General features: G+C 42.6%; 28 protein-coding genes. 18 read left to right on the forward strand and 10 right to left on the reverse strand.

The features are described from left to right. Window positions 1-407 precede the first annotated feature (407 nt). The 10 genes from WC819_04570 (at window position 408) to nadE (ending at window position 11225) form a co-directional block, all read left to right on the forward strand. Window positions 408-986, forward strand: coding sequence for a Maf family protein (locus WC819_04570; protein ID MFA5986590.1), 579 nt, complete (start codon window positions 408-410; stop codon window positions 984-986). Window positions 987-1058: 72 nt separating this feature from the next. Next, complete coding sequence (locus WC819_04575; GenBank protein MFA5986591.1) at window positions 1059-1742, forward strand: NUDIX domain-containing protein; 684 nt, start codon at window positions 1059-1061, stop codon at window positions 1740-1742. Between the two features lie 407 nt (window positions 1743-2149). Then, on the forward strand, window positions 2150-3685 hold the full coding sequence (locus WC819_04580) for a hypothetical protein (GenBank protein ID MFA5986592.1): 1536 nt from the start codon (window positions 2150-2152) through the stop codon (window positions 3683-3685). Between the two features lie 35 nt (window positions 3686-3720). Continuing rightward, window positions 3721-4476, forward strand: coding sequence for a vWA domain-containing protein (locus WC819_04585; GenBank protein ID MFA5986593.1), 756 nt, complete (start codon window positions 3721-3723; stop codon window positions 4474-4476). A gap of 78 nt (window positions 4477-4554) precedes the next feature. Beyond that, the gene (locus WC819_04590; protein ID MFA5986594.1) at window positions 4555-5415 is read left to right on the forward strand and encodes a protein phosphatase 2C domain-containing protein; all 861 of its coding nucleotides are present in this window, start codon (window positions 4555-4557) and stop codon (window positions 5413-5415) included. Window positions 5416-5439: 24 nt separating this feature from the next. Beyond that, complete coding sequence (locus WC819_04595; protein ID MFA5986595.1) at window positions 5440-7170, forward strand: hypothetical protein; 1731 nt, start codon at window positions 5440-5442, stop codon at window positions 7168-7170. A gap of 360 nt (window positions 7171-7530) precedes the next feature. Continuing rightward, window positions 7531-8115, forward strand: coding sequence for a nicotinate-nicotinamide nucleotide adenylyltransferase (locus WC819_04600; protein MFA5986596.1), 585 nt, complete (start codon window positions 7531-7533; stop codon window positions 8113-8115). Window positions 8116-8126: 11 nt separating this feature from the next. After that, on the forward strand, window positions 8127-9386 hold the full coding sequence (pncB, locus tag WC819_04605; GenBank protein MFA5986597.1) for a nicotinate phosphoribosyltransferase: 1260 nt from the start codon (window positions 8127-8129) through the stop codon (window positions 9384-9386). Between the two features lie 118 nt (window positions 9387-9504). Further along, window positions 9505-10236: an NAD(+)/NADH kinase gene (locus WC819_04610; GenBank protein MFA5986598.1), complete on the forward strand. Its 732-nt coding sequence runs from the start codon at window positions 9505-9507 to the stop codon at window positions 10234-10236. A gap of 23 nt (window positions 10237-10259) precedes the next feature. Continuing rightward, entirely contained in the window at window positions 10260-11225 is a 966-nt protein-coding gene (gene nadE / locus WC819_04615; protein MFA5986599.1) for an NAD(+) synthase, read from the forward strand. A gap of 69 nt (window positions 11226-11294) precedes the next feature. On the opposite strand, the gene WC819_04620 is transcribed toward nadE, so the two are convergent. Next, on the reverse strand, window positions 11295-11615 hold the full coding sequence (locus WC819_04620) for a hypothetical protein (protein ID MFA5986600.1): 321 nt from the start codon (window positions 11613-11615) through the stop codon (window positions 11295-11297). Between the two features lie 225 nt (window positions 11616-11840). Between WC819_04620 and WC819_04625 the strand changes: the two genes are divergently transcribed. Both WC819_04625 and WC819_04630 read left to right on the forward strand, forming a co-directional pair. Next, window positions 11841-12149, forward strand: coding sequence for a hypothetical protein (locus tag WC819_04625; GenBank protein ID MFA5986601.1), 309 nt, complete (start codon window positions 11841-11843; stop codon window positions 12147-12149). Between the two features lie 524 nt (window positions 12150-12673). Then, window positions 12674-13255, forward strand: coding sequence for a hypothetical protein (locus tag WC819_04630; GenBank protein MFA5986602.1), 582 nt, complete (start codon window positions 12674-12676; stop codon window positions 13253-13255). Window positions 13256-13374: 119 nt separating this feature from the next. On the opposite strand, the gene WC819_04635 is transcribed toward WC819_04630, so the two are convergent. Next, window positions 13375-14118, reverse strand: a complete 744-nt coding sequence (locus tag WC819_04635) for a hypothetical protein (protein MFA5986603.1) — start codon at window positions 14116-14118, stop codon at window positions 13375-13377. Window positions 14119-14271: 153 nt separating this feature from the next. Between WC819_04635 and WC819_04640 the strand changes: the two genes are divergently transcribed. The 4 genes from WC819_04640 to WC819_04655 all read left to right on the forward strand — a co-directional run bounded on the left by WC819_04640 (window position 14272) and on the right by WC819_04655 (window position 17465). Continuing rightward, window positions 14272-15075 (forward strand): exodeoxyribonuclease III, encoded by an 804-nt coding sequence (locus WC819_04640; GenBank protein ID MFA5986604.1) that lies wholly within the window; start codon window positions 14272-14274, stop codon window positions 15073-15075. Window positions 15076-15128: 53 nt separating this feature from the next. Further along, on the forward strand, window positions 15129-15416 hold the full coding sequence (locus WC819_04645; protein MFA5986605.1) for a GIY-YIG nuclease family protein: 288 nt from the start codon (window positions 15129-15131) through the stop codon (window positions 15414-15416). A gap of 64 nt (window positions 15417-15480) precedes the next feature. Then, window positions 15481-16086 (forward strand): rRNA adenine N-6-methyltransferase family protein, encoded by a 606-nt coding sequence (locus WC819_04650; GenBank protein MFA5986606.1) that lies wholly within the window; start codon window positions 15481-15483, stop codon window positions 16084-16086. A gap of 95 nt (window positions 16087-16181) precedes the next feature. Then, complete coding sequence (locus WC819_04655) at window positions 16182-17465, forward strand: nucleotide sugar dehydrogenase (GenBank protein ID MFA5986607.1); 1284 nt, start codon at window positions 16182-16184, stop codon at window positions 17463-17465. A gap of 46 nt (window positions 17466-17511) precedes the next feature. On the opposite strand, the gene WC819_04660 is transcribed toward WC819_04655, so the two are convergent. Continuing rightward, window positions 17512-17883 (reverse strand): response regulator, encoded by a 372-nt coding sequence (locus WC819_04660; protein MFA5986608.1) that lies wholly within the window; start codon window positions 17881-17883, stop codon window positions 17512-17514. A 17-nt stretch (window positions 17884-17900) separates the two neighbouring features. Beyond that, on the reverse strand, window positions 17901-19688 hold the full coding sequence (locus tag WC819_04665) for a cache domain-containing protein (GenBank protein MFA5986609.1): 1788 nt from the start codon (window positions 19686-19688) through the stop codon (window positions 17901-17903). 115 nt (window positions 19689-19803) lie between these two features. Here WC819_04665 and WC819_04670 point away from each other — a divergent pair, with 115 nt between their 5' ends. Next, window positions 19804-20178 (forward strand): hypothetical protein, encoded by a 375-nt coding sequence (locus tag WC819_04670; protein ID MFA5986610.1) that lies wholly within the window; start codon window positions 19804-19806, stop codon window positions 20176-20178. 6 nt (window positions 20179-20184) lie between these two features. On the opposite strand, the gene WC819_04675 is transcribed toward WC819_04670, so the two are convergent. From WC819_04675 to WC819_04690, 4 genes are read right to left on the reverse strand one after another with little or no spacing between them, the layout of a single operon-like run. Then, a complete protein-coding gene (locus WC819_04675) occupies window positions 20185-20463 on the reverse strand; it encodes a hypothetical protein (GenBank protein ID MFA5986611.1) in 279 nt (92 codons plus the stop codon). 15 nt (window positions 20464-20478) lie between these two features. Next, window positions 20479-21237 carry a TylF/MycF/NovP-related O-methyltransferase gene (locus WC819_04680; GenBank protein MFA5986612.1) on the reverse strand — a complete coding sequence of 253 codons (759 nt, stop codon included), beginning with the start codon at window positions 21235-21237 and terminating at the stop codon, window positions 20479-20481. Between the two features lie 6 nt (window positions 21238-21243). Next, window positions 21244-21807 carry a hypothetical protein gene (locus WC819_04685; GenBank protein ID MFA5986613.1) on the reverse strand — a complete coding sequence of 188 codons (564 nt, stop codon included), beginning with the start codon at window positions 21805-21807 and terminating at the stop codon, window positions 21244-21246. A gap of 18 nt (window positions 21808-21825) precedes the next feature. Beyond that, window positions 21826-22383 (reverse strand): HD domain-containing protein, encoded by a 558-nt coding sequence (locus WC819_04690; GenBank protein MFA5986614.1) that lies wholly within the window; start codon window positions 22381-22383, stop codon window positions 21826-21828. A 255-nt stretch (window positions 22384-22638) separates the two neighbouring features. Between WC819_04690 and yihA the strand changes: the two genes are divergently transcribed. After that, window positions 22639-23223, forward strand: a complete 585-nt coding sequence (gene yihA, locus WC819_04695; protein ID MFA5986615.1) for a ribosome biogenesis GTP-binding protein YihA/YsxC — start codon at window positions 22639-22641, stop codon at window positions 23221-23223. 16 nt (window positions 23224-23239) lie between these two features. Here yihA and WC819_04700 read toward each other — a convergent pair whose 3' ends face one another. Both WC819_04700 and WC819_04705 read right to left on the reverse strand, forming a co-directional pair. Next, window positions 23240-24562 (reverse strand): O-antigen ligase family protein, encoded by a 1323-nt coding sequence (locus WC819_04700; protein MFA5986616.1) that lies wholly within the window; start codon window positions 24560-24562, stop codon window positions 23240-23242. 47 nt (window positions 24563-24609) lie between these two features. After that, window positions 24610-25737: a L,D-transpeptidase family protein gene (locus tag WC819_04705; GenBank protein MFA5986617.1), complete on the reverse strand. Its 1128-nt coding sequence runs from the start codon at window positions 25735-25737 to the stop codon at window positions 24610-24612. Between the last annotated feature and the right edge of the window lie 15 nt (window positions 25738-25752).

A 25752-nucleotide genomic window follows, 5' to 3' on the forward strand; every position in this document is an offset into this window, starting at 1 on the left:
TATGGATGGTTTCCTCTATTGTGTTTCTTCTCATAGAATTTATGGTAATGATGATGCAAATATGCATCCCACCATATCACATGAGATCTAAAACCTAAAGGTAACCCTAATTGCTGCAATTGTAACACTTTTTTAAAAGAATATGTTGATATAATGATCATGAATACACCTCTAAAATACCGTGATATAAAAAAAGAGTCCCGCTTCACGATTAACGTAAAGCAGGAGCAGGGGTGGATGTGTACTACGGTGGCTGGGGGATATTATGAACGATGTTACGTTCGTCAAAGGTTATTCTGGTACTCTATGACGGTGATGCTCTTATTTTATAACAGATGGCGTTTTGTTGTCAAGTTGTGTGTATTTGCTACAATCTGATAGGGTTTTTAGTGTAAAAATAGCATATTATGAAAAAGCGACGGATCATTTTGGCATCGACGTCACCACGACGCAAAGAACTATTGGAGCAGATCGGATTGGATTTTGAGATCATGCCAAGCGCATATGAGGAGGACATGCATATGAAAATGAGCAATGCGCGATTGTCGGAAGTTTTGGCATATGGCAAGGCTGTGGATGTTGCCAAAAAAGTGCAGGATGGTGTGGTGATCGGATCAGATACATTTGTTACATACAATGGTGTGAGAATGGGCAAGCCAATAAACAAGAAGGAAGCGGTAAAAATGTTGCAGACGATCTCGGGGCAGTGGGTCACGATCTATTCCGGTATCGCGATCATTGATACAAAAACCAAAAGGGAATACATCGCACATGAGATCACAAAAGTGAAGATCAAAAAACTTGTACAAAAAGAAATTGTCACATACATCAAAACAGGAGAGCCGTTGGATAAGGCGGGTGCTTTTGCGATCCAAGGACGCGGGGCTACATTCATTGAAAAGATCTCCGGTTGCCATACCAATGTCATCGGATTGCCACTCCATCGACTGTATCTCGGCTTACAAAAACTTGATATTGCTGTATGAGGAGCATGGCATGGTTTACAATTATACGCGGGCATGATATAGTAGTGTCATATATACACTAAATAACATCTTATGAAGATCAAACACAACAAAAAAAATGATGATGTGATCATCGGTCCCGCACTTGCTGTGGATACGATGATCTTTGCGATACGCCAAAGAAAATTGTGTGTACTTCTCATTCAAATTGGCACGGGCGCATATAAGGATCAGTGGGCGCTTCCTGGGGGTATTGTGCAAATTGATGAAACGCTGGATCAGGCGGCACAAAATGTTTTGGCAAAGAAAGCGGGCATCAAAGGACTGCATTTGGAACAGCTTTATACATTTAGTGATGTGCATCGCGATGTGCGAGGCAGGATTGTGTCAACGGCATATTTTGCTCTTGTGGATAGTGATAAATTTGCTGTGGAAACCATGGATTATTATATTGCGATCGAATGGCATGACGTGGATAAATTGCCGAAAATGGCTTTTGATCACAAGGAGATGATCTGTTATGGCGCAGAGAGATTGCGTGCCAAGATCGAATATTCCAACATTGTCTATGGTTTATTGCCTAAGGAATTTACGCTTACGGAGATGCAGGATGTGTATGAAGCGATCATTGGGCATGTAATAGACAAAAGAAACTTTCGCAAAAAAATCCTCTCTTTACATATTCTCACAGAGACAGCTAAAGAGCGTTCTGGTGCGAAAAACCGACCGGCGAGACTCTATCGATTCAAAAAACGGCAATTGGTCTTTACGGATTAAACCAAACAAAAAACGAATGACAAAATCATTCGTTTTTTGTTTGGTAAAGAATTGAAAAAAGCTTGATAAATACAATGAAATGTTGAGATATGCACAGGATTACTTCGTGTACACTTGACACGATATAAACCATGTGCTAGGATGAGGTCAGATATGTGTAATAAATACACTAACTAAAAAAGTACCTTATCCAAAAAAGAAGAAACACGACAAATCTCACAAAACTGAGGAAGGTTTTTCTCGAGACCCTTTCTCTCTCTGTGATATGCACAATGTGCGTTAGTCGTGTTTCTCACATTGTCACATATATCACGGAGAGATCTATAAGGATCTCGGCAAAAAGCCTGGCTCATGTGGGAGTACGGGCTTTTTGTATCTTAACAATTACATAACGAGGAGGATGGATCATGCAACTGAATGACTATCGAACACTTTTTGGCAAGAAGCAATATGCGCAGGTTACGGGGCTGTGCGGACGGATCATTCGCGGTACTAAACCGGAAGACTTCGCAACGCTCACTGACGATCCCGCGCGCAAACTGGTCATGCTCATGGGTCCGGATGGATTGCAAAAGATCATGGACAAGACCGGTTATGAAGCACTTGTGGCGATCGGCTATGAACCGAACTATATTGTGCGAAAAGTGGTGGATGAAGGGAATCAATTCAAGCTGGTGGTATTTGCAGAAGGTGGTGAAGCGAAGCTGGCAACCTGGGATAACGTCGCTGCAGTTGTTGCGGCGGTGTATCCGCGAATTGCTGGCAATCTCTATCAAAATCTCGACGTACTCAAAAGATCATCTTTTGCACAAATCGAGAAACAAGCGGGATTCAGTTTTGCAGATGTTGATAAGGCAGGATCACAAGATGATCGCTTCATGACGTATGAGCGATTTCTCGTGAGCAACGGCGATATGATCGCTACACGTGCCTTTCTGTATTTTACAGTGCATTTGCGGGAACTGTTTTCCGGTGATGGTTACACCTATGATGCTGCCGGTAATCGCGGACTTATGGAGTACATTGTGCCCAATAAACCGCTCGATATGCTGGGAGATCATGATGTGATCGCTATGCCGATAAAAATTCCAACACAACCAATCATGAATAACAAAGGGAGAAAAAACATGAACATTCAATTACTGATCATCGATCCACAAAACGATTTCATGGACATGTCGGAATCCACTCTGCCTGTTGCCGGTGCTGTTGCGGACATGCAACGCACTGCTACGCTGATCGACCGTGTAGGGAAAAAGCTGGCAGATATCCACGTGACTTTGGATAGTCACAGACTTCTGGATATCGCACAGCCTGCATGGTGGGTAAATGCGCAGGGCAATAACCCAGTGCCGTTTACCATCATCTCTGAAGATGATGTGGCTAACGGGATTTGGACGCCACGTAACCCGCGGTTTCGGGAACGTGCACTGCGATATGTGGCAGACTTGGCTCGCGGCGGAAAATATCCGCTCTGCATATGGCCGCCACACTGTTTGATTGGTACCTGGGGACACAATGTACAAGTTGATCTCAATCGTGCTCTGCAGGACTGGTCAAAAAAGGAATTTGCCATGGTGGATTATGTGACCAAGGGATCCAATCCATGGACTGAGCACTATGGAGCTCTCATGGCGGAAGTGCCTGACCCGGAAGATCCAAGCACCATGCTCAATCGTGATTTTCTCACCATGCTGCAAGAGGCGGATATCGTCGCTGTTGCTGGTGAAGCACTCAGTCACTGTGTGAAAGAAACCGTGACCCAGATCGCTGACAATATCGGAGATGAACACATTAAAAAGTTCGTTATTTTGATGGACTGTTCCTCTCCTGTTGGGGCAGTGCCTGGTGGACCGGACTTTCCGGCAATTGCCGATCAGTGGTTGCGGGACATGGAAAAACGCGGCATGAAATTGATGCGTTCTGATGAATTTCTGCGATAAATAAACAGAATAACACACAATGAGGAGGTAGTATTATGCCACGGCTCAATGATGATATGGAATTTGGTAAGATTGGCGGTGCAAATGGATTTGGTTTCTCAGGTGTTCGTACTGAGCATCTCGGTGCAACCGAATACACACTTGTCACGATCGCGATCGATGTCACAGGTTCTGTCGGCGGTTTCGAAGCCGAATTGCTGCGTTGTCTCAAGACCGCAGTCGATGCGTGCAAGAAATCTCCCAGATCCGATAATCTGCTTTTGCGGGTCATCCTCTTTTCCACGGTATTTTCCAATGGTGTGGATGAGTTGCACGGGTTCAAACCGCTTGCTGATATTGATCCGCAAAAGGAATATGGGCAACTGAGGACTGGGGGTGGGACACCGCTGCGTGATGCATGTTACAGCGCGATCGGCGCCATGAATGCTTACGGCAAAAAACTTTCCGATGATGACTTCGGTGTTAATGCGATTGCTTTTATCATCACTGATGGTGACGATAATGCATCCGCGGCAACCGAAAATATGATCAAACAGGAGATCGTTCAGGCTGTTTCTGGCGAGATCTTGGAATCCATGATCAGCGTACTCATCGGGATCAATGCTGCAGCATACAAGAATGAACTGGAGCAATTTCAACAAAATGTGGGCATCACACAGTATATCGATGCTGGTGATGCTACCGCAGGAAAACTGGCACGTTTGGCGGATTTTGTCAGTCGATCTATTGCATCGCAATCGCAAGCAATGGGCACTGGTGGACCGAGTCAAAATATCTCCGCAACGATCTAATGATATTGCGGGTACATAAACAGTGCGGGCACACAATCATCGATTGTTGTGCCCGTTTCATTTTTTGGAGGAATGTATATGAAACATGTAGACGAATATTATGCGATCGGTGTGCAGCATCGTGCAGATGGAAAGCCGTGTCAGGATCATGCACTCTCGGGATATGATGCAGATGATAATGTGTATGTCAGTATTGCCGACGGATGTTCTGGCGGTGGAGCAACTGATATGGGTGCACGTATTGTGAATTATGCGACGGTACAAGCACTCAAAAATATGATCTTATGGCACAGACATCACGATGTGATATCTGGTGTGGTGACAGATGTCGCCAGTCAACGACTATTGACCATTGATCGTGTACACAGAGAATTGCATATGCAATACAATGATCTCCTCGCAACAAATATCTATGCACTCAGTGTAAAAAATTATACCTACGTACATGTGGTGGGTGACGGGGTGGTGGCAGTAGTCGCGGTAGATGGCAGCATAGATGTATGGCGGTATCTCTGGGCGGATAATACGCCGTATTATCCGGCGTATGACTTGGGTCGTCAGGAACAATTCATCCTTGCACACGGTGGAGATGGAGCACAGACGCGTCTGACGCAAGAGCAATGGGTCATTGATCCGGTAGGTGCCGTGAAACCAGTAGCTGTAAAAAATCATACGATCGCGCAGGGTATGCGCGGTGTGACGATCGATCTGTCAGAACGAGTAAAAGACGATCTGGTCAAAAGTATCACGATATTCTCTGATGGGGCAGAACTAGTGGATGGGTTGTCGTGGTCAGATGTTGTGTCACAAAGTGTGGCATATAAGAACGTCAAAGGGGCATTTGTTAAGAGGCGTATGATGCGACTCATTAAGGATGTGTCCAGAGAACACAGAGGACCACTTGATGATATCGCCTGTGCAACGATTCATTTTTCTTGAGCAATACAGAAGGAGGTAATGATCATGACAAAGATCACGCGAAAAACCGATGTGATGTTGGAAGGGCGAGGTATGATCTCTCTGCAGCCATGTGATCACATGATCACAGGCGGCGAAGGATCGATCTACAAGAAAAACAATACAGTCATTAAGCTTTATACAGACTCGGATAAGATGATCCGTGACGGTATGGATGCAAAGATCATCGCACTGAAGCGTGTGGAGCATCCGTTTATCGTGACGCCGGAAGGTATGGTAAAAGACGTGATGGGAAAACCGATCGGATATTATATGCCATATGTCACAGGTGAGCCGATCACACGGGTTTTTACAAACGATTATCGTGCGCGCACGCAGTTTGCCGATGATGATGCACATATGCTTGTGGATCATATGCGAACAGTTGTGCAACACGTGCACAGCAAGCGGATCGTCATGGCGGATGCCAATGAGATGAATTGGTTGGTGGATGATCTTAAGAAGCATGCGCCAGAGCCGCGAGCAATTGATGTTGATGCGTGGGCGATCGATCGGTGGCGTGCACGTGTGATCATGCCGTCGATCCGTGATTGGCATGCAAAAGTATTTGATGAGCTGAGTGACTGGTTTGCGTGGGGCATAGTGACATTTCAAGTGTATGCGGGTATCCATCCATATAAGGGACGATTGTCAGGATATGCACAACATGATCTCGCAAAACGCATGCAAGACAACGCCTCGGTATTTCATAGTGATGTCCGACTTAATCATGCTGTACGGGATTTTGGACGTATACCAAGCGGTTTGCGTCAGTGGTACGAAGAGGTTTTTGCCAAAGGTAAGCGAGTAGTACCTCCATCACCGTTTGATGTAGGAAAGATCGTACCAACACGAGGACGTATTGCACATACACAAGTTACTGCAAAAGGTATGCTTGTGTTTGATAAGATGTACGAGAGTACGTCACACATTACGCGTATCTTTGATGGTGGTGTGGTGCTTTGTGCAGATGGTGTACTTGTAGATGTGGTACGTGGTAAAAAGATCTGTACTGTGACGAAAAAAAATGTTGCGATCGTGGTGCAGCATGATGGTTGGTTCGTTGCAGAGTGTGAAAATGACACATTGATGTGTCGGTTCGTGGATCTGTATACTGGTCGTGAAGAAATTGTCGATACGACGATCTCCGCACGCAATGTGATGAGTATGGGTGAAAGGATGTTTGTCGTGACCGAACGTGGTCTGACAGAGATAATGCTCACACGCATGAAAAGATCACTGCTCTCAATGGGTAATACATGGCAGACGCTTCCATATGCCACACAGTGGTTTCATGGTGTGGGCGTGGAAAATGTCATGGGAAACATACACGTGATCGCACCGTTTGGTGATCGCGCGTGCGCGACGATCCGTGTCAAAGAATTGGACGGATTGGTACCAATTGCCGGTTATGGGGGCACGCGATTTATCACGATCATCACATTGGATACGCAAGGCATGTATCACAAACATGAATTTCATTTTGATGCGGCATATCGTGCGTACACCATATGGAGTGATGTGGTGGATAGTGCGGAGCTGGTTATCACAGCGCTACCAAAAGGTGTGTGTGCAACGATCGTTGAAGATGGAGCTCTGGATATCTTTGTACCGTCAAATGGCGCCCATACAAAAGTATCCGATGGACTCATAAAGACCGGTACGCATCTGGTGCATATCGATAATACGGTAATCTATGTCGATGACCGCACTGTGTGGCGCGTGCGGATGAAATGAACACAAATAAGGAGATAACAATATCACCGCTTTTCAAATGAAAGGCGGTGTTTTTTGATTACTTCGTGTACACTTGACACGATTTAAGACGTGTGCTAGGATGACTGTAGGGGTGTATATAATACACTAAGTAAAGAAGAAATTTGTACATTTCAACAACTAAAGAAACACGACAAAACTCACATGTGAGGAAGGTTTTTCTCGAGACCCTTTCTCTCTGTAATAGCGTGCGTTAGTCGTGTTTCTCATGCAATTACAGAGAGATCAATAAGGATCTCGACAAAAAGCCTTGGCTCCGATGAGTACAAGGTTTTTGGTTCTTTGACAATATACACATGTAACGATTGAAGAGGTGAAATCATGAAAATTGCACTTGGCGGTACTGCAGCTAATCCTGCGCACTATGGACACAAAAGACTTGTGGAAACGATCATCAATTTAAATTGTTTTGATAAGATCGCATGGATCGTCTCGGGAGATCGACCAGACAAACCAGAATTACTTTCGGCAATCGATCGCTGGCGTATGATGAAACTTCTTGTCACAGATGATCGTGTGGATGTCACGTATGAGGAAGGAGTGGCAATGCCGACGGCGGGAGTGATCCGTAAGGCGCAAAAAGATTTTCCGCTTGCAGATATTGTATGGTATTGCGGTTTGGATCATTTTGTTGCTCGTGAGGAGTTCGATGGACGATGTAATATTGAAGGATTTTGGCATGAAGGAGAGTGGTTGATGGAAAGACAGCATTTTCTGATCGTAAAAAGAAAAGGTCTGGAACGATCAGTAATCCGCTATCCAAAAAAATACACTGTGATCGATGGTGATATACCGGAGATTTCCAGTACACTCATCCGCCAGCGTCTCGCAAAAGGATTGGACAATACGCCATATACAAGTCAGGCAGTATTGAACTATATCGCACAAAAACAACTATACATGTAAGGAGAAAGATCATGAACACAAAAAAAGACAGCATGCTGTTTGGCAAAGCAGATGAACCGATCATTACAACTCTCATGGAAGTGGATACTTACAAATTTCTGATGATGTATTTCATTTGGACGTATGTACCGTTCATGCGAGTGACATTCGCGTTTACCAATCGTACGATTAAAGTCGTACTTGGTGATCACGTGTCCGTGGAGCGTCTCAAAGAAGAGTTGTCCGCAGTGCGCACAATGCGCATTACGGATCGGATCGTCGATTACCTGCGAGCCAAAGGAATTTTTTCTGAAGAATTTCTGGCGGATATTCGCACGATCGTGTTGCCAGAACCGCAGATCATCAAGAGAGAGGACGGTCAGTTCGACATCACCGTGAGCGGTATATGGTATCAGGTGACATTGTGGGAAACGATCATTTTGGCAATCGTCAATCAGTTATATGCGGAAAACGTGATCGGTTATGATCCGGCTTTCCAGCAAAAAGTGATCGCCGAAGGAGAAAAACGATTATTGGAAAAAATTGCGACCTTGCAAAAGACCGATATCCGTTTTCTCCAGTTCGGATTACGTCGGAGGCTCTCTGGCTGGTGGGAACAGCATGTAACGGAAATGGCGTTGGATCGTATGCCACAAAACATTGTCGCAGTATCTAACGTTGCACTCGCTGACCGAGTTGGTGTTCCGTGGGGTGGTACCAATGCACATGAATTGTACAGTGGCTTCTATGCACTGCGATGTTATGAAAACAATGATATTGCACGGTATGCACAGTATGAAGTGCTGGAAAAATGGCAGGCATTATATCCGCAAAATTTGCGAATCATGTTGCCAGACACATTCGGCTCTCAACAATTCTTTGCCGGATTGCCACAGGAACTTGCTGAAAACTTTCGTGGTGCGAGGCAAGACTCTGGTGATCCGATCGTATTTGGTCACATGCTCATCGAGATGTATCGACGTCTGCGTATCGACCCTAAGACGAAGACACTTCTATTTAGCGACGGGTTGGATGTTACGGAGATGGTGCGATTGCAAGATGCTTTCGCGCAGATGATCACAGTGTTATTTGGCTGGGGGACGAACTTCACCAATGACACGGGCTTTCTCAAGCCGATCTCGATCGTGATGAAACTCATCGAGGCAGCAGGCAATCCCGCGGTCAAACTGAGCGACAATCTCGCCAAAGCAATGGGAAAGCCAGAAGCGATCATGATGGCTAAAAACATCTTCGGGTACACCAATACTTTCACGCAACAATGTGTATATTAAAAAACTGTGGCAAAGAAAAAACACTTTCTTTGCCCAACTCTTCGTGCATATCTTTGTGAGGTGTGCAGGAAAAAGTTGGAGATGATCTTTAACAATTAAATAATATAAGGAGAAAGCCATGAAGATATTGCCGGTATTGGGTCAACAAGACGGTGTCCAGGAATATTGGGCAGAGATGCAAAAGTATGGTGTGGATGTTGATGAAACAAATCCTGAGTACATTCCCGTCTTGGGAGGAGATGGTACATTTCTCGGTGCGGAACGAGCATACTACAAAATGGGTGTGCCGTTCGTGGGCGTGGGATTCGGTCATGTGAATTTTTTATTGAATCGCAGGACGGGGTCTCCAAAGGATTTTGTGGAAAGTTTACGGAAAAAAGAATGGGTTACCTTCCCGATCTATGGGATCAATGCAGAGATCACGACACGCCACGGTATGGAACAGGGTATTGCATTCAATGACGTCTATATCAAATCTCTCGATCCGACAGGCGTGGTCCGGCTTGAGTTGACCACGAGAGAGTATGCGCAGCTAAATGTGGTCGGTGATGGTGTGATCGTGGCGACGCCCCAAGGCAGTACGGCATACAATCGTAATGCCGGCGGGACGATCTTGCCACTGGGAAGCTCTCTGTGGTGTCTGACTGGTATATGCACGCAAAAAAGTTTGCGTGTTACCGTTGCACAACAAGAGATCGTGATCGCAGTGCGTAGTAATGATGCAATAGTGGTGACGGATAACAATGTTTTCCGTGATGTGCTAGCAGTAAAAATTACGCCGAGTATCTATGAGGGGACGATCTGTTTTGGTACGCAGGAAAATTTTGAACAGAAACGATATGAATCATAAAACAATCACAGAGGAGAATGGCCATGTTTATACGATCGATCAAAGAAGTGGTAACTTATCTGACATGGGAAGCAAAAAGGTACGGCAACGGATGTAAGAAGGTATATGTTTCTTTGTCCGGTGGCGTGGATTCTGCAGTTGTGGCGATGATATTGGTCAAAGCTTTCGGCAAAGAAAATGTCGTAGCGGTGTATCGTGATATTCGTAGCAACCCAGAGCATGAGGCAGATGCCATAATACTTGCGAAGGCATTGGGTTTTCAACTGATCTGTCTGGATCTCAATCCGATCTATGATGCATTTTTGGACAATGTCCAAAAACAATTTATAGAGAATGATCTGCCATGGCTAAAGGAAGGCGAGCAGATCAATGGCGAGACGTGGGTGAATGTATATGCGTCGCTCAAGTCTCGGATGATGACGCCGTTTGCAGGATTTATTGCCAAGGCCGTTGATGGTGGCAATGGCAGGATCTATGGCACAGGCAATCTCGAAGAGGATTTCCTTTTGCGGTATTATGATAAATTTGGTGATGGTGCAGTGGATAATAACATTCTCGTCGGACTGACCAAAATGGAAGTGCGGCAAATCGCGTTGTGGTTTGGTGAAAAGTATAATGCACCAATTTGCAAAAAGATCGCGGAAAAAATTCCTTCTGCTGATCTGCAAGCAAATGGCAATATGCATAATGATGAGAATGAACTGACGATGATTGCACGGTCGTACGGGTTTGATATCCGCCTGTCTTATGGCACATGCACGGAAGAGGGTAATATCGCATGGATCTGCAAGCAGGATCTGGATCTCGGTGTGGTGCGTGGTAGACGTGCACGATGGACCGATGCCCTTCAGTCAAAACTTGGCTATACAGGTGAACAGGTACAACTCACCATGTTCATGCGCAAAATGGAAAAAGCGACGCGGCACAAAGCACTGGGCATCCCCGGTGTGACACGTCCGCAATTGCGCAAGGCTTGTTTGGTTGACTGATGATCAATACACTTTTTTAAAAAAAGAACTTCCACGCGACAGAATTGTTGCGTGGAAGTTTTCATTTTCTCAGCGGCTACTGAGACATTCATTTGCGGTGAGTGTTGGCTCTGCAGTGTGGCCAGTGACAGCGGTGAATGTTACACTTGCAAATTCTCCCGATATGAAGAGAGAGTTTTTTAATCGCTCCAAGAACCTGGTCACGTCGTCGTTTCCAATGAGACAAAACAACGTTGCCTCGCCCAGGCGTGATGTTGCGCGTACGCTGAAGTTTTCACTCAATGCCACGTTTTCGATCTTGGCGATCAGTTTATCAATTTTTTGTCCATTGCGGTTATTGCTTAGACCGTTGATGCCGGGATGCATTGCAAAAACAAGCGTTGTTGACATGAGCGTCTCCTTTTGGTGTGGGTGAGATATATATTATATATCGTTAATTTTCCTCTTTGTAGCATTTTTCAAAAAACGGTGAACAAATGATCGTAGCATGAGAAATCGGCTGTGTCAATAAAAACGTCCTGTATTTTTTGGGTATCCATTTTTATATATGCTACTATGTGGATGTATGTAATCTTTGGGGAAGATGATGAAATAATTGTAAAATACGATGCGTATATGATACACAATTTATGGATGGAATTTGATATCGACATCGGACTGCTTATTTTTGTGGCGTATTTTTTGATCGATGCGATGTATGCTGTATATACACTGTCTGTTGTAAAGAAAAAACCATTTACGTCGGCATCGATCGGCGCAGTGATGCATTTTTTACTTGCGTTTGGCGTGATCAATTATGTGCAAAACTATCTCTATATTGTCCCGCTTGCCATTGGATCATTTTGCGGGACATATGTTGTCGTTTTTTACGAACGGAGGTTTTCAAAAAAAGTTTCTGAAATTATAAAAAAGACCGAGGAATAAACTGATTCCGTCGGTCTCCACACCTCAATGTGCAAATCGTTTTTTTAGTTCAGAAAAAATCATGTTAGCATCGATTTCGTTTGGAACTGAGATGTAATGGATTGTAAGAAGTTCTTTCTTACGTGAAATTCCAGGGATCGAGGATACTAGAACACAACCGAATTCTGACAAAAAATTTATGATTTGCAGGGTGTGAATATTTGTCTCAAATGTAATCGTGACGTAAGTCTCAATGTTTTTTTGAAAATAGTAGAGACTCACTTCTCTTGTCTCTGATTGTACTGGGCCAATTGTGATTTCTGCATATCTCTGATCCATCGTCTTCACTCCTCTAGTTGGTTATAAATGAACTGCTGTTTTGGAAGAATAATAATAGCATAAATATAAAATATTGTCAATATTTACTTTATTTACTATTATTGGCAAGATATAATGAAATAAGTGTTGCTATGAAAAATTCATTCTATTGTTATTTACCAATCAGGATAAACGTGTGATCAAAAATCCACGGGAAGGAGGCATGTATGGAAAAGAACTTTTTATGGTCCAGGGAGGGTCATGTATGTAACAAATTGTCATCGGCAACGCCAGATCATACAGAGGAAAATCCTGTACCGGATGATTGGGCGCATAGAGTCAGGCATTTCCTTTATCAGGGAGGGGATTGCATGTATCAGAAGCCGCGACCAGTGGAGAAAAGTGCAGAACAGAATGTGTTGCCAATCGCGGACCTGCGTTTGCTGGAGAGTCTTCTTGCGAAAGTAAAAGAAAAAGTATCCGTAGATGGCTCAGGGCACATGTTTGGTAGCGATGATCCTTTTGCGATGTTTTTTCCGGATCTTGAACGATTTCTCCGTGAGCGCAGATGTGCAGAATTGCGTGCAAACAAAAAAACCGGCGAAAAATTCACGCTTGATGATCTGGCATACATATTCAATGAATATGATAATAAAACATTTGTCGGTGGCATCGCTCTCCTTATCGGGATGAGAGACGGCTTCCATCCGGATTTTATCCAATTGAGAGAAGATCTGTATCATCTGGGTATTACATTTGATGATGTAGAAATGCAGGGTAAAACGCTTGCACAATATCTCACATCCTGAAATAAACCTTCCGCGGTTACATGGCGGAAGGTTTTTCTTTTTTAAAAAATTAGTGTAGTAAATAGTGAAAATGAAAGAGCCATCATACACATTGTGTGTACGATGGCTCTGCTGAGTTTTTAGAATTTGTACGTCAGATTTGTGCCAAGAACTTCTTCTGTGCCCTCACGATCGGCAGCGCCAAAGACCGGAGTGGTCGCCTTCAAAAAAATCGGTTTGAAAGTGAGTTTCTCACTCAATTTCCAGTCGAGTCCGGTTTCAATGAGCAAGATCATGCCACTGTCGGATGTACCATCACCGAGATCAAAGACGCCGGCACCTTTGCTCTTAAGAGTGAATGCGTCGCTGATCTTCCACTGATGCAGTGTGCCGAGAAACAGGGTATTCTTGTTTCTGCCATCGTCTGTGGTAAAGTCGAATTCACCGCGTGCAAATGGCGTGAAGCGGGTAGCTGTTTTGAGTTGTGCTTCCACAAAAAACTCAACAGTATCGGGGCTGGAAAAGAGAGTAGGACAATCAAAATATGCGAATCCGACATCCAGGTTGACACTTCGACCCCAGATCGTGTAATCACGATTTTTGGCGGCGATCAAGTCGATCTCGCCGCCATCGTTTTCGACAAATTCCCCGTTGAAATTTGTCGATAGCCACGCTTCGACGCGGAACCCTTTGTAGTAAAGGGATGCATCCGTTTGGGATACGCCTCTGTTGCTAAACATGAATCCGCCATTGCCCAGGTAGCCTGTGCGAAGATCTTCGGAAATACTCCCGGTGATACTGTCTTCTCCTGCCACAGCGGCGGAGATGGAACAGAACGAAAACAACATTGTCACAGCACAAAATAAAACAGTAAATTTTCTCATATTTCCCTCCAGTAATGAGATTTTCGGGTTTATGCCGTATCTACCACTACGGTTTTAAGGAACTGATACGGAAACCCCACTCTAGCACAAAATAGCATCTCTGTCAAAGAAAATTTTTGTAGTATAATGAGGCTGTAACTTTAATATTTTTTTGTGAAAATTATTACATGGAATGTCAACGGTTTGCGTGCTGTTGAGCGAAAAGGGGAATTGGAACATCTGATTGCTGTGCAACGACCGGACTTCTTGCTTTTACAAGAGATCAAAGGGAAGCGGGAGCAATTCAGTTCTTTTTTGACAGAGCATGAATCGTATGAGCAGTTTTATCACAGCGCAGAAAAACCCGGGTATGCGGGAACGGGTGTGTGGATGCATAAGAAATTTGCTGATGCATATACGACAAAGATCAATTTCAACACACATGTGCCAGATGCGCCAAATCATGACGAAGGGCGCATGTCTCATCTCACATTTACTCATGGCAAAAAGATATATGATATTTTGTCGATCTATTTTCCCAATGGAGGAAAGAGTCCGCAGGCATGGAAGGAAAAATTGATCTTTTTTGATAAGGTGCTGGATTTTATGAATGATCTGCGTGCGCAGGGTCACAGGGTGATCGTGGGAGGAGATATGAATGTGGCGCATGAAGCGATCGATCTCGCGAGACCGAAAGAGAATGATGGTCATATCGGCTTTCATCCGGATGAGCGTGCATGGATGGATCATGTGATAGCGGACAAGTGGGTGGATGTGTGGCGTGCAATCAATCCTAGTGTGACGGACGTCTATTCGTGGTGGGATTCATATACGCATGCACGGGACAGAAATGTGGGATGGCGGATCGATTATTTTTTCATCGATAAAAAGCAGTTAAAAAATGTACAAGAGATCGCATATCTCAACGAACAATACGGTTCGGATCATTGCCCGCTTCTGATGGACTTTAAAATGTAGCAATACATGTCATCCTGAACTCGTTTCAGGATCTCATATCCTAAAAAATAAACATGAAACAATATTGTGTGTACATTTTAACAAATTCACGTAAGACAGTTTTATATATTGGTGTCACGAGTAATTTGCAAAAACGTGTACATGAGCATAAAAGTAAGCTTGTTGATGGTTTTACAAAAAAATATAATGTTGATAGATTGGTTTATTTTGAACAAACTGAAGATGTTTTGAGTGCATTGAGAAGAGAAAAACAATTAAAAAATTGGCATAGGGGGTGGAAAAACAATTTGATATCGCAATTTAATCCAGATTGGAGTGATTTGACGAGTTCTATTATTTAGCTGAGATCCTGAAACGAGTTCAGGATGACAATAAGATTGCAATTATTTTTTTAGGTAGATATTTATGGCAAAAAGACGGGTGCGACATCATGTGAATCCTCTGGCAGATATGACAGAACATAGTTTTGCCGGTTTTGATAATGATCGACCGATCATTATGGATATTGGTGCGGATCGTGGGGAATTCACGCAAAAACTCATAGAAAAATTCGGTGATACAAAGAATTTTATCGTCTGTGAAATTCGTAAACCGTTGGCGGAGAGATTGCGTAAAAAGTTTTCAGATCATGAAAATGTGGCAGTTTTTGACGGTGATATCGTGCGCAATTTTTTAAAGATCATCAAGCCATCTGTTGATAGAGGTGTAATAGTTGAGGAGGTCTATGTGAATTTTCCCGATCCGTGGTTCAAAGACCGGCACAAAAAACGTCGTGTGATCACGGAGAAATTCGTATTAAAAGTACAAGAATGGATGCCGGCAGGGACAAAGTGGATATTTCAAACGGATCAAAAGCAGTTATTTGAGGAAACGGTGGAGATGTTGCGTGGTATTGAAGGTGTCACTATTGAATTTTTCAATAACACTCCGCATGATGTGACGACCAAGTGGGAAGAAGCAAAAATTGCGCAGAACAGTGTAATTTATCGCATGATGTTTTATATAAAATAATGTGATTTTGTCGCATATATTGTGCAAAAAAACTATTGACATCTCATGTTAGAAGAGTACCATACAAATAAATTTGTAATTGTAAGATAAAATTTATGAGAAAAATGGAGTCATTGAAAGTCGCGGTAATTGGGCTGGGTTATGTGGGCTTACCGCTTGCAGTGAGATCCAAAGAACGAGGTTATGATGTGATCGGTGTAGATTTGGATAAGAAAAAAGTTGACATGATCAACAAAAAAAAATCTCCCATTGAGGATGATTTTTTGATCGAGAATTTACCGAAATACCCCTTCAGAGCAACTACAGAGGCAAAAGAGATCAAAAAGGCTGATATTGTCTTGATTTGTGTGCCAACGCCGGTAGATCATCTCTATCAACCTGACCTCGGTCCGGTAGAGGGAGCATGTAAAATGGTGGCAGAAAATCTCAAAAATGGTGCATTGGTAGTTTTGGAATCAACGGTCAATCCCGGTGTTTCAGAAGAAGTCGTGAAGCCAATATTTGAATCATATGGACATAAGGTTGGAAAAGATGTTCAAATTGCACATTGTCCGGAGAGAATCAATCCCGGTGATCCAAAATGGAATGTGACGAATATCCCGCGCGTTGTCGGATCTTTTACGCCAAGAGGATTGGCTAAGGCAAAAGCTTTTTATGAGTCGATCGTGGATGGTGAGATTAGAGCAATGAAACATATTCGCGAAGCGGAGGCGTGCAAAGTTGTAGAGAATTCTTTTCGTGATATCAATATTGCATTTGTCAATGAGCTGGCAAAATCTTTTGACGCTTTAGGAATTGATATTAAAGATGTAATCGAAGGAGCAAGTACAAAACCGTTTGCTTTTATGGCACATTACCCAGGGAGAGGGATCGGCGGACATTGCATTCCCGTTGATCCATATTACCTTATTGAAAGAGCAAAAAAGGCGGGATTTGATCATAAGTTTTTGCGCACATCGCGTGAGATCAATAATTCCATGCCGGATTATACTGTGGAGCTTTTGCAGGACAAACTCAATGAGGCGAAACTTCCTCTTAATGGTACCAATGTGGGTGTTTTGGGCATTGCATATAAGGCTAACGTGGATGATGATCGGGAGTCGCCATTTTATGCGATCGTAAAAGCACTGACCAAACATAAAGCAAAAATTCATTCTTTTGATCCGCATGTATTATCCAAATCAACATGCAAGACATTGGAAGCGATCTTGAAAAAATCAGATGCGTTAATTCTTGTGACCAACCATAAAGAGTTTTCCGGCATCAATGGGAAGTTACTAAAAAAATATGGAATCAAAGTCATTGTTGACGGCATGAATTGTCTTGATAAAAATGAGATCAAAAAAAGTGGTATTATTTACAAGGGAATTGGAAGGTAAAAAAAATAAAAAAACACCTCCCGAAAGATTGGGAGGTGTTTTTTTATCATGTCGTTTCAAGGACTTTCTGTACTTCTTCGGCAATTTGATTTGGCGTGTAGTCGGATTTTCGGAGAAATTTGTCGGCACCTGATTTGAGGGCGCGTTCTTCTTCTTGCTGATTACTGAGATTGCTGACGACGATAGTCTTGCAGGAAATCGCGTGATTGTTTTTGAGGGCGTCAAGAACAGTAAATCCATCCATCTTTGGCATCATCAGATCAAGTAATATTACATCAGGTTTGAATTCTGCGGCTCTCATCGCTCCGCGCAGTCCATCCGGCTCGGAACAAACGTCATAATCCTTTAATCGTAGGACAGCTTCATACATCTCTCGGATTTCCGCATGATCGTCGATGATCAATACCTTTTTCTTCATAACATTATGGTTAAAAATTATTTTTTAATATTCAATATGACGTAGAAATCACTTCCTTCTCCAAGTGTACTTGCTACGTAAATATCGCCACCGAGTTGCGTGATCAATTTTTTTGCAATTGGGAGACCCAAGCCGGAACCTCCGGATATACGCTTCATATGCCCCCCAACCTGTTTGAATTTTTTGAAAATATCATGTAAATCTTCTGTTGCAATACCAATGCCGTTGTCTTTAACGTGTATTTCAATTCTATCAGAATCAAGTTTTTTCGTAAAAATTTCTATTTTGCCGATGTCAGGTTTTGTGAATTTGATGGCATTATCGATCAAATTGATGATGATACGTCGCAATTGAGTTGGGTCTGTCATAATGCGCACATGAGGATTTGTCGCGTGGAATATAAGGGCTTTGTTTTCTGTGGCACAGCGCATACGAAAATCGCTGTAAGTTTTTTCGATCAAGTCACTGAGGTTCACATCCTCAATATCAAATTGCATTTTTCCAGACTCCAATTTTTCCAGATCAAGCATGTTTGACACCATTTCCAACAGTTTATCCGTGTTATTGATGATTTTTTCTGTGTAATTTTTTTGTGTCTCATTTACTTCACCAAACATTCCGTTCAATAACATCGATGCAAAGCCCTTAATGATCGTAAGGGGCGTCCTGAGTTCATGTGAGGTGATCGAGATGATCTCATTCTTCATTTTATCAACCTTCTTTAACTCCTTGTAGGATTTCTGCATGTTTTCACGGAGTTTTCTTTTCTCTGTGATATTTTCTACGGAGGCGTCAAAATATAAAGCATTTTTTCCTGGAATGATCTTCCCATATATTTTTATCCAGAGAGCGTTATTTTTGAATGTCAATATCTCGAGTTCCTCTCCTATAACCTCATGTTTTTTTAAAAGTAAGTTTTTGAATTTTTCTTTTTCATCCTTGTTCTTGAAAAAATCAATAAAGTCAAAATCTGGTTTTTGCAGATGTTTCTTATCGGGGATTTCCAAGAGTTCGAGAAGGGCATTATTCCATAGAAGCGGTGGGGCGGGCTTATCCATGCGGATGCGAAACATACCAATTGGCAGGTGTTGGATCAATGACACAAACTCAGATTTTAAAAGGTTTTTTTGCTCCTCAATTTTTGATCCAACTCTAAGGATGAAGGCGAGTAATCCGATCAAAAGGATTAAAATCAAAAGAATGATCCCAATGATGCGCCACATGATCGTAACAATCTCTTTTTGAACATCATCGATATACATTCCTGTGCCAATCAGCCATCCCCATGGTTTAAATACGGTCACATGAGATAGCTTCGGCACTGCGATCGAAGTGTCACCGTGTTTTGGCATCCACATATATTTTACATAGCCCTCCTCGTCATTTCTTGCCATAGCAAGCATAACGGCGCCAAAGTTGTAGCCGTTTTCATCGGAGAGGTTTTCCAAGTTGGTGCCACGTACCGTGTCGTATGGATGGATAAAAATAATGCCGTCATTGACATTATTTACCCAAAAATAGTCATCGCCATTTTTGCCGTAACGATAATTGCTGATGATCTCTGTGGCGATTTTTTTTGCTTCTTCCTCATCTAACTCGCCGGAAATAACTCTGTCATTGAGATTATTCAGTGTTGCAATCAACAGACTTGACATTTCATGGAGCATGTACTGTTTTTCGCTCATGAGAGACTGATTGATGCGGGGAATGATATAAAATGCAAACGCGGATGTGGTAAAAATCACAAAAAGCACTGTGATAAATGCGACTTTGCCGAATGTTGTGCTGAGCATTTTTTTGAACATGGGATTGATATGATGCTTTTTAGCAACGGTATTGTGTCAAAAAGGAATGATGTATTCTGTCTCCATAATACCATGAGTTGTGGTATTATATAAGTAGGTTTTAAATTTAAAAGATATGGATAAAGCAGTGTATTGGGCATTTCTCATTGTGATCGCATTCGGACTGTTCTTTTGGTATATGGTGGCACACTCAATGTATGATCTTACAAAAGAAAAACAAAAAACATTTGCAACAGATGAATGTACGATGTTTGTGAATGGATCGTGGAAAGAATGTTGTATCGCACATGATCGTGATTACTGGCAGGGAGGCTCTATGGATGCGCGCCAAGCATCAGATAAAAGATTTGAAGAGTGTATTTATGTAAAAACACAAAACAAGCCGTTGTCACTTGGCGCGTATGTGATGATCCGTATTGGTGGCGTGCCATATCTTGCTACGCCGTGGCGCTGGGGGTATGGGTGGTCTTTTGGAAAAGAATATCGGTAGATCTTTTTATTTAGTCTTTTTATATACCGTTGCGAGCCATCTTTTTTTGATCAAGCCTCCTGTGATCGTGGATAAGAGAAATCCAATCGTTGGGACAATCGCATTGATGAACGGTCGTGAAAGATTTGCAGAGAAGAAAAAAATCACAACGACAGTATATGTAAGGCAAACGATCATGCATTTGCGCGCCAAACTCGTTTCCCATGCTTTATCTGCTTCAACACGTTGATTGCGTTTTTTGATCTCTTCAATTTCGTGAGAAAGTTCTTCTGGTGTTAAGCTCATATTTTTTATGAATTATTATGAAACATTTGCTGATGTTTTGATGCCAATCCTTCCACTGCGATCGATTCGATTGAGTAGAATTGGACAATTTTTGAAATACTCATCTACAGCTTTCTGCGATCCTGCCCAATCCCCATAATCATCAATGATCAAAACGCCGTGAGAGGTTAATAGAGGGTAAAGGTGTATCAATTCATGTTTGGTGGATTTATACCAATCAGTATCAAGGTGAAGCAATGCAATGTAAAGAGGAATATTTTGGGGAATTGTATCTTCCACTATGCCCTTGATGTAGATGATCTGTGATTTTGAATACTGTGTTGCATCCATATTTTTCTGTACTTCATCCAACGAGGCATAACACCATTTGTTGTGATCACCCTTTTCTTTCTTGCGCCATTTTGTGATCGCGCGCTGAGATGGTTGCAATAATTTGAAATCATGTGCTTCCGGCTTTGTCATGCCCTCAAATGTGTCATAGAGATAGATTTTTCTGTCTTGGACACCGAGATCGAGTAATGTGCGCGCAATCAGCATAGCACTCCCGCCTTTCCATACGCCACATTCCACAAAATCTCCTAGAATATTATTATGAACGATATATTGTACGGCCTTGTATAGAGCATACATACGTTCTTTTGATGTCAATGTGTATGGCTTGCAAGCAGTATAGATGGATATGAATTTTCCATCACGGTCAATGATTGGATCATATTTTTTTACAATGTGGACGCCAAGCAATGATGTAATGCGATGAATGAGTTTTTTTATCATTATTTTTTATTTATTTTTATTATATTCTGCGACAACGTTAGGGTGTTTCATTTTGTACTGCTCAGAAAAAGTGCATGTGTCCATACAATCGGGTGTCCATGTTCGCAACGGCGTACCAACCTCTCTCTCAAGCCAATCACTGTAAGTATCATTCCCAAATATGACATCGATTGTATACATATATCCCGTTGTATTTTGACCTTCCGTGTTCTTGACGATCGATATGGATAGAGGAGTCGTTGATTCAGATTCTAATGCGTAATCAATATAGGGATTGATGATCCGCGTGAGTAAGTCTTCCTTTTCTTGTTCTGTGAATGTAGCTGGCTTGAAAACGATAACCGGTTTTGACGCAGAGATTTTTTCAATCGTTGTATTTTCTGCAGGAGCAACAGGATCTTTTTGCACATTTTTTTCCTGCGTAGGAAGAGCTTTTTTAGGCTCGGCAATTTGTTTTTGAGCGGAATCCGCACCTTTTGCACATCGTTCTTTTTGCCACAGGTATATACCGCTTCCAGTTAGAATAGCAGTGAGAAGGATGATGCTGATCATGCCAAATATTTTTTTCATATAGTTGATTATTATTTTTTATGTAAGGAGGATCATTGCTGCTTCATAGCGCGGACGGATCAATTCTTTGGATTTTTCAAAATGCAGTTGCATCCACTTTCTTTCTAATTTTTGTCGTACGGATTGTTGCGCAGAGCCTTGGTCCAGATTTTCATAGATAAATGCCGCTTTGAAAATACCGGAAATATTATCAAAAGCGCTTAGTGTATCCGCTTCTGCGACAATTTGTTCTTCAATTGTGCGACGATCATTTTTTTGCGACCCTCTGTGGTTGAAGATACATTGTTTGATGAGAGCGATCTTTTCATCTGGATAATGCAGTTCGCGCAGTTTTGTCTCGGCGATTGTTGCTCCGGTAACATGATGATCCGTGCGACCGTGCACGATCGACCCAATGTCATGCAACCATGCCGCGAGAATGATTACTTCTTTATCGCCACCAATCTCGTCTGCCAGTTGTGTGGCATAGCGTACCATTGGAATGAAGTGAAAGAGAAATGGCTCATAGCCATAGTGACTACTTGGTTTTTTGCACTCCCCTTCGACAAAATTCTTCACCTCCTCGACGATATTCATAGGATAAATTTCTTAGAAAAAACGGTAAATGACGCATGTCTCCAGTATAATGTCATGGCAGAAATATGCAATTGGCAAGAACGATCAATCCACACGATATTACTACGCTCTAGTGCGTGGTGATAAGTGGGGACTTTTTGGGCTCTTAGATTTTTGGCGATAATATTTGACATACGGCGGTCATTTATTGCCAAAAGAGAATAAACGTGATACTCTGCAGTTTACGTTACATAATATTTTGATCGTGAAAGAGTGATGGAGATCGCTGACGCACAATTTGTTAGAGGTGTGATAGGCTCGCATAATTTACTTGTGGATGAAAAGCCACAAGTGTCTTTTATCGGTCGATCCAATGTGGGAAAGTCTAGCGTGATCAATATGCTTGTGGGGCAAAAATCCCTTGTGCGATCCTCATCAAGTCCGGGCAAAACGCAAGAGATCAACTTCTTTCTCATTAATGAGAATATGTATTTTGTGGATCTCCCAGGATATGGATATGCCAAGATGGGTGTCAAATATCGGGAGAAATTGCGGAAGTTGATCCTCTGGTACCTTATCAGCGGAGAGGCGCCTGTAGCGCTTGCTGTGCTCATTATTGATGCAAAGGCGGGCTTGCGGGAATTTGATCGCGAGATGATCGCTGTGCTAAGCGAATATAGGCATCCGTTTATGATCGTTGCCAACAAGATCGACAAACTCAATCAAAAAGATCTGTATCGATCGCTGACTGATATTTCTGCGGAAATCGGGGAAGGTGTGGTCGTTGTGCCGTTCAGTGCGCGAACAGGTAGAGGTAAAGATAAAGTCTTACATGCGATTGAGCAAGCGATCAAAAGGTAGTATTTGTTGAAATGAGTTAAAGCACATCTTGTGATGTGTTTTTTGTTTTGAAAAAGAGCCCGATGCATAACGCACAGAAAAGGATACCAAAATGGGATGACCATGTCCAATGATCAAAGAGAGACGTAATGCATAGCACAACAAAGATCAGTGCGTATGTGACGCGAAGTGGTGATTGCCAGAAATTTTTGTGATACAGCGTGGCAATACAATAGACCAATGTGCACACGAGCATAATACATCCGATCATGCCGATTTCCGCACAGGCGAGAATATACGCATTGTGTACCGGTTGGAAATACCAGATGGGGTGCGATGCGTGATATGTGTTGTAGGCAGCGTTTGTGTAGTTGCCAATACCTGTGCCGATGAGTGGATGCTCGGTGATAAGCGTGCGTGCGTGCGTTAAATATACCCCTCGGTCATTGAATGAATTGTGTGTTAAGAGTGTATCATGTGCGATGCGTGTAAAAAAAAGATATCCAAAAAAGATCGTGCAGATCGCGGCAGTGGCGGGTATTGTGATGAATGGCGCAATGAGAACAGAACGTTTTTTAGTATGTAGAAAAAAGAATATGAAAAGAATGCAAAGACTAATAACAGCAGTGATCCACGCAGTGCGAGAAAAAGTCACAATGAGTCCCAGTGTTAAAATACCACACGCGAGCAGTGAAAGAATTCTAAATAGAGGCGTTTTATTTTTAGTTGTGACATAAAGTGTAATTGTAAGAAGAAGTGTAGCGATCAATAAGCCTCCGAGCATGTTTGGGTGGGGCATGCCTCCATAGGCGCGCAACCAACGTTCACCATTTGATGTAATCGTGGCTGTACCACCCCAGATAATATCGTGTACTTGCATGCCAAGATAGGTGTTGGCAAAAGTGTTTTGTGTGAAAAATTGGTAGGCGCCAAAAAGTGCTTGCATACATGCACTCAAGATCAATGCTATTGTCACATGTTGCAATGAAAAGGGCACAATCCAGAGTAAGGTGGTTAGGTCAATCGCACAGGACACAAGCAGCGCATGATAAAATGCAAGCGTGGGATCATTTGCCCATAGAATTGATGCAAACAGCCAAAAATCGAGAAATAAGAGAGAAATGATCATTTTTCTGTGTTGTGTGATCCATTCCAATATGATATCTGTATGACAATACAGACTTGAACATAGCCATGCAATCAAAAAAACATCAGAAAGATAGATGCCAATTGTGCCATATTGCCATTTGTCGCTACCAAAAAAAACTTCTCGCACGATCCAAATCGTCTGCCATGGAAGTAGAAAGGCAAATATGTAAAGAAAGATGTTATGAAATTTTTGTAGAGTATTATGGTGCATGACTGCATACATTAGCTATTGTGCGGTCATTCTAACACAAGATTATCTCAATAGACAATTACCGGCGTGCCGATATCTGCCCAATCATAGACTTTTTTTGCTGGCCCGACGCCTAAGCGCATGCAACCGTGTGATACGGGGATGCCGAGGTGATTTTGCCCCTCTTTGTAGCCACCTGGCCATTCAGGCAATTCATGAATGCCATATTTACCGTCACCGGTGATTGCCATCCAAAACGGCATATAGAGACCATACTGTTTGGACCATGGGCGAGGATTTTTGTTGTAAACTCTGTGTGTCCCTTTTGGCGTGGGCATGCCCGCTTTGCCGGATGAGATCAAATATGAATCAATGATTCTTCCATTTTCAAAAGTGGTCATGATCTGTGTGGCGAGATTGACGTCGATATATTTTCCGGTTTTTATTTGTGCGACTGTGAATTTTTTGGCCTGCTCCACACGTTCTTGGAGATTTTCCGCCCATGTTTTTGGTTTTGGGGCAAGCGTTGTAAATGATGTAGTGTGAATTGTCGTGTAAGTATCATCAGGTGCGTTCAGTGCCTTTGACCGAATAGTGAGAGTATATCTTGTACCATCAGCGAGAGGTTTTTGGGGTAGGATGTCAAATTGTGTTTTCCGTTCATTATTTTGGTATTTGACATCAATGGGCGGATCAAGTTGAAAATCAATGTAAAAACCTTCCGTGGATTTATCAAATTGGATCGTAATCGGATCTTCGATGTCAAGACGCACATCTACGGCACCGGTTGCAGGGACAACGTCGATAACTTGTGGCCGTGCACTAATCGAAAAAACAAACTGCGCGCTGTCAATTGGCATGAAATTTGTCGCGCGTCCGGCAGGAAGATCTAACGTGTAGGCCTGTCCGATTGTCCATGTTGTTGTTGGTGTGAGGGTGATCTGAGTATGATCATTGTTGATCACGGCAGTCATCGGTGTACGTGGAGAAAGATCGAGATTGCTCTGATAGTATTTTATATCAATTGGTTTATCAAATTGGATCGTGAATGGATCTGATGGGAGAAGTACCTGTCCCGTTTTTGGCGCTAACGGTGTAATGACAAAAGATGGAGAGTAGGCGTAAATATAAACACCCGTCAATAGTGTCGGCAACAAAAAAAGGATAAAAAAGAAGGTTTGTTTTATTTTTTTCATAATTTTTTTTTGTAT

This window comes from Parcubacteria group bacterium (assembly GCA_041660065.1).
GTDB lineage: Bacteria > Patescibacteriota > Minisyncoccia > Moranbacterales.

Bases quoted from the DNA above. Each gene is read 5' to 3' on its own strand.
- WC819_04635 (MFA5986603.1), bottom strand. From the start codon at position 14,118: ATGAGAAAATTTACTGTTTTATTTTGTGCTGTGACAATGTTGTTTTCG.
- nadE (MFA5986599.1), top strand. From the start codon at position 10,260: ATGTTTATACGATCGATCAAAGAAGTGGTAACTTATCTGACATGGGAA.
- WC819_04590 (MFA5986594.1), top strand. From the start codon at position 4,555: ATGAAACATGTAGACGAATATTATGCGATCGGTGTGCAGCATCGTGCA.
- WC819_04650 (MFA5986606.1), top strand. From the start codon at position 15,481: ATGGCAAAAAGACGGGTGCGACATCATGTGAATCCTCTGGCAGATATG.
- WC819_04585 (MFA5986593.1), top strand. From the start codon at position 3,721: ATGCCACGGCTCAATGATGATATGGAATTTGGTAAGATTGGCGGTGCA.
- WC819_04570 (MFA5986590.1), top strand. From the start codon at position 408: ATGAAAAAGCGACGGATCATTTTGGCATCGACGTCACCACGACGCAAA.
- WC819_04620 (MFA5986600.1), bottom strand. From the start codon at position 11,615: ATGTCAACAACGCTTGTTTTTGCAATGCATCCCGGCATCAACGGTCTA.
- WC819_04670 (MFA5986610.1), top strand. From the start codon at position 19,804: ATGGATAAAGCAGTGTATTGGGCATTTCTCATTGTGATCGCATTCGGA.
- WC819_04625 (MFA5986601.1), top strand. From the start codon at position 11,841: ATGATACACAATTTATGGATGGAATTTGATATCGACATCGGACTGCTT.
- WC819_04665 (MFA5986609.1), bottom strand. From the start codon at position 19,688: ATGTTCAAAAAAATGCTCAGCACAACATTCGGCAAAGTCGCATTTATC.
- yihA (MFA5986615.1), top strand. From the start codon at position 22,639: ATGGAGATCGCTGACGCACAATTTGTTAGAGGTGTGATAGGCTCGCAT.
- WC819_04660 (MFA5986608.1), bottom strand. From the start codon at position 17,883: ATGAAGAAAAAGGTATTGATCATCGACGATCATGCGGAAATCCGAGAG.
- WC819_04700 (MFA5986616.1), bottom strand. From the start codon at position 24,562: ATGCACCATAATACTCTACAAAAATTTCATAACATCTTTCTTTACATA.
- WC819_04595 (MFA5986595.1), top strand. From the start codon at position 5,440: ATGACAAAGATCACGCGAAAAACCGATGTGATGTTGGAAGGGCGAGGT.
- WC819_04705 (MFA5986617.1), bottom strand. From the start codon at position 25,737: ATGAAAAAAATAAAACAAACCTTCTTTTTTATCCTTTTTTTGTTGCCG.
- WC819_04655 (MFA5986607.1), top strand. From the start codon at position 16,182: ATGAGAAAAATGGAGTCATTGAAAGTCGCGGTAATTGGGCTGGGTTAT.
- WC819_04575 (MFA5986591.1), top strand. From the start codon at position 1,059: ATGAAGATCAAACACAACAAAAAAAATGATGATGTGATCATCGGTCCC.
- WC819_04675 (MFA5986611.1), bottom strand. From the start codon at position 20,463: ATGAGCTTAACACCAGAAGAACTTTCTCACGAAATTGAAGAGATCAAA.
- pncB (MFA5986597.1), top strand. From the start codon at position 8,127: ATGAACACAAAAAAAGACAGCATGCTGTTTGGCAAAGCAGATGAACCG.
- WC819_04610 (MFA5986598.1), top strand. From the start codon at position 9,505: ATGAAGATATTGCCGGTATTGGGTCAACAAGACGGTGTCCAGGAATAT.
- WC819_04630 (MFA5986602.1), top strand. From the start codon at position 12,674: ATGGAAAAGAACTTTTTATGGTCCAGGGAGGGTCATGTATGTAACAAA.
- WC819_04690 (MFA5986614.1), bottom strand. From the start codon at position 22,383: ATGAATATCGTCGAGGAGGTGAAGAATTTTGTCGAAGGGGAGTGCAAA.
- WC819_04580 (MFA5986592.1), top strand. From the start codon at position 2,150: ATGCAACTGAATGACTATCGAACACTTTTTGGCAAGAAGCAATATGCG.
- WC819_04600 (MFA5986596.1), top strand. From the start codon at position 7,531: ATGAAAATTGCACTTGGCGGTACTGCAGCTAATCCTGCGCACTATGGA.
- WC819_04645 (MFA5986605.1), top strand. From the start codon at position 15,129: ATGAAACAATATTGTGTGTACATTTTAACAAATTCACGTAAGACAGTT.
- WC819_04680 (MFA5986612.1), bottom strand. From the start codon at position 21,237: ATGATAAAAAAACTCATTCATCGCATTACATCATTGCTTGGCGTCCAC.
- WC819_04685 (MFA5986613.1), bottom strand. From the start codon at position 21,807: ATGAAAAAAATATTTGGCATGATCAGCATCATCCTTCTCACTGCTATT.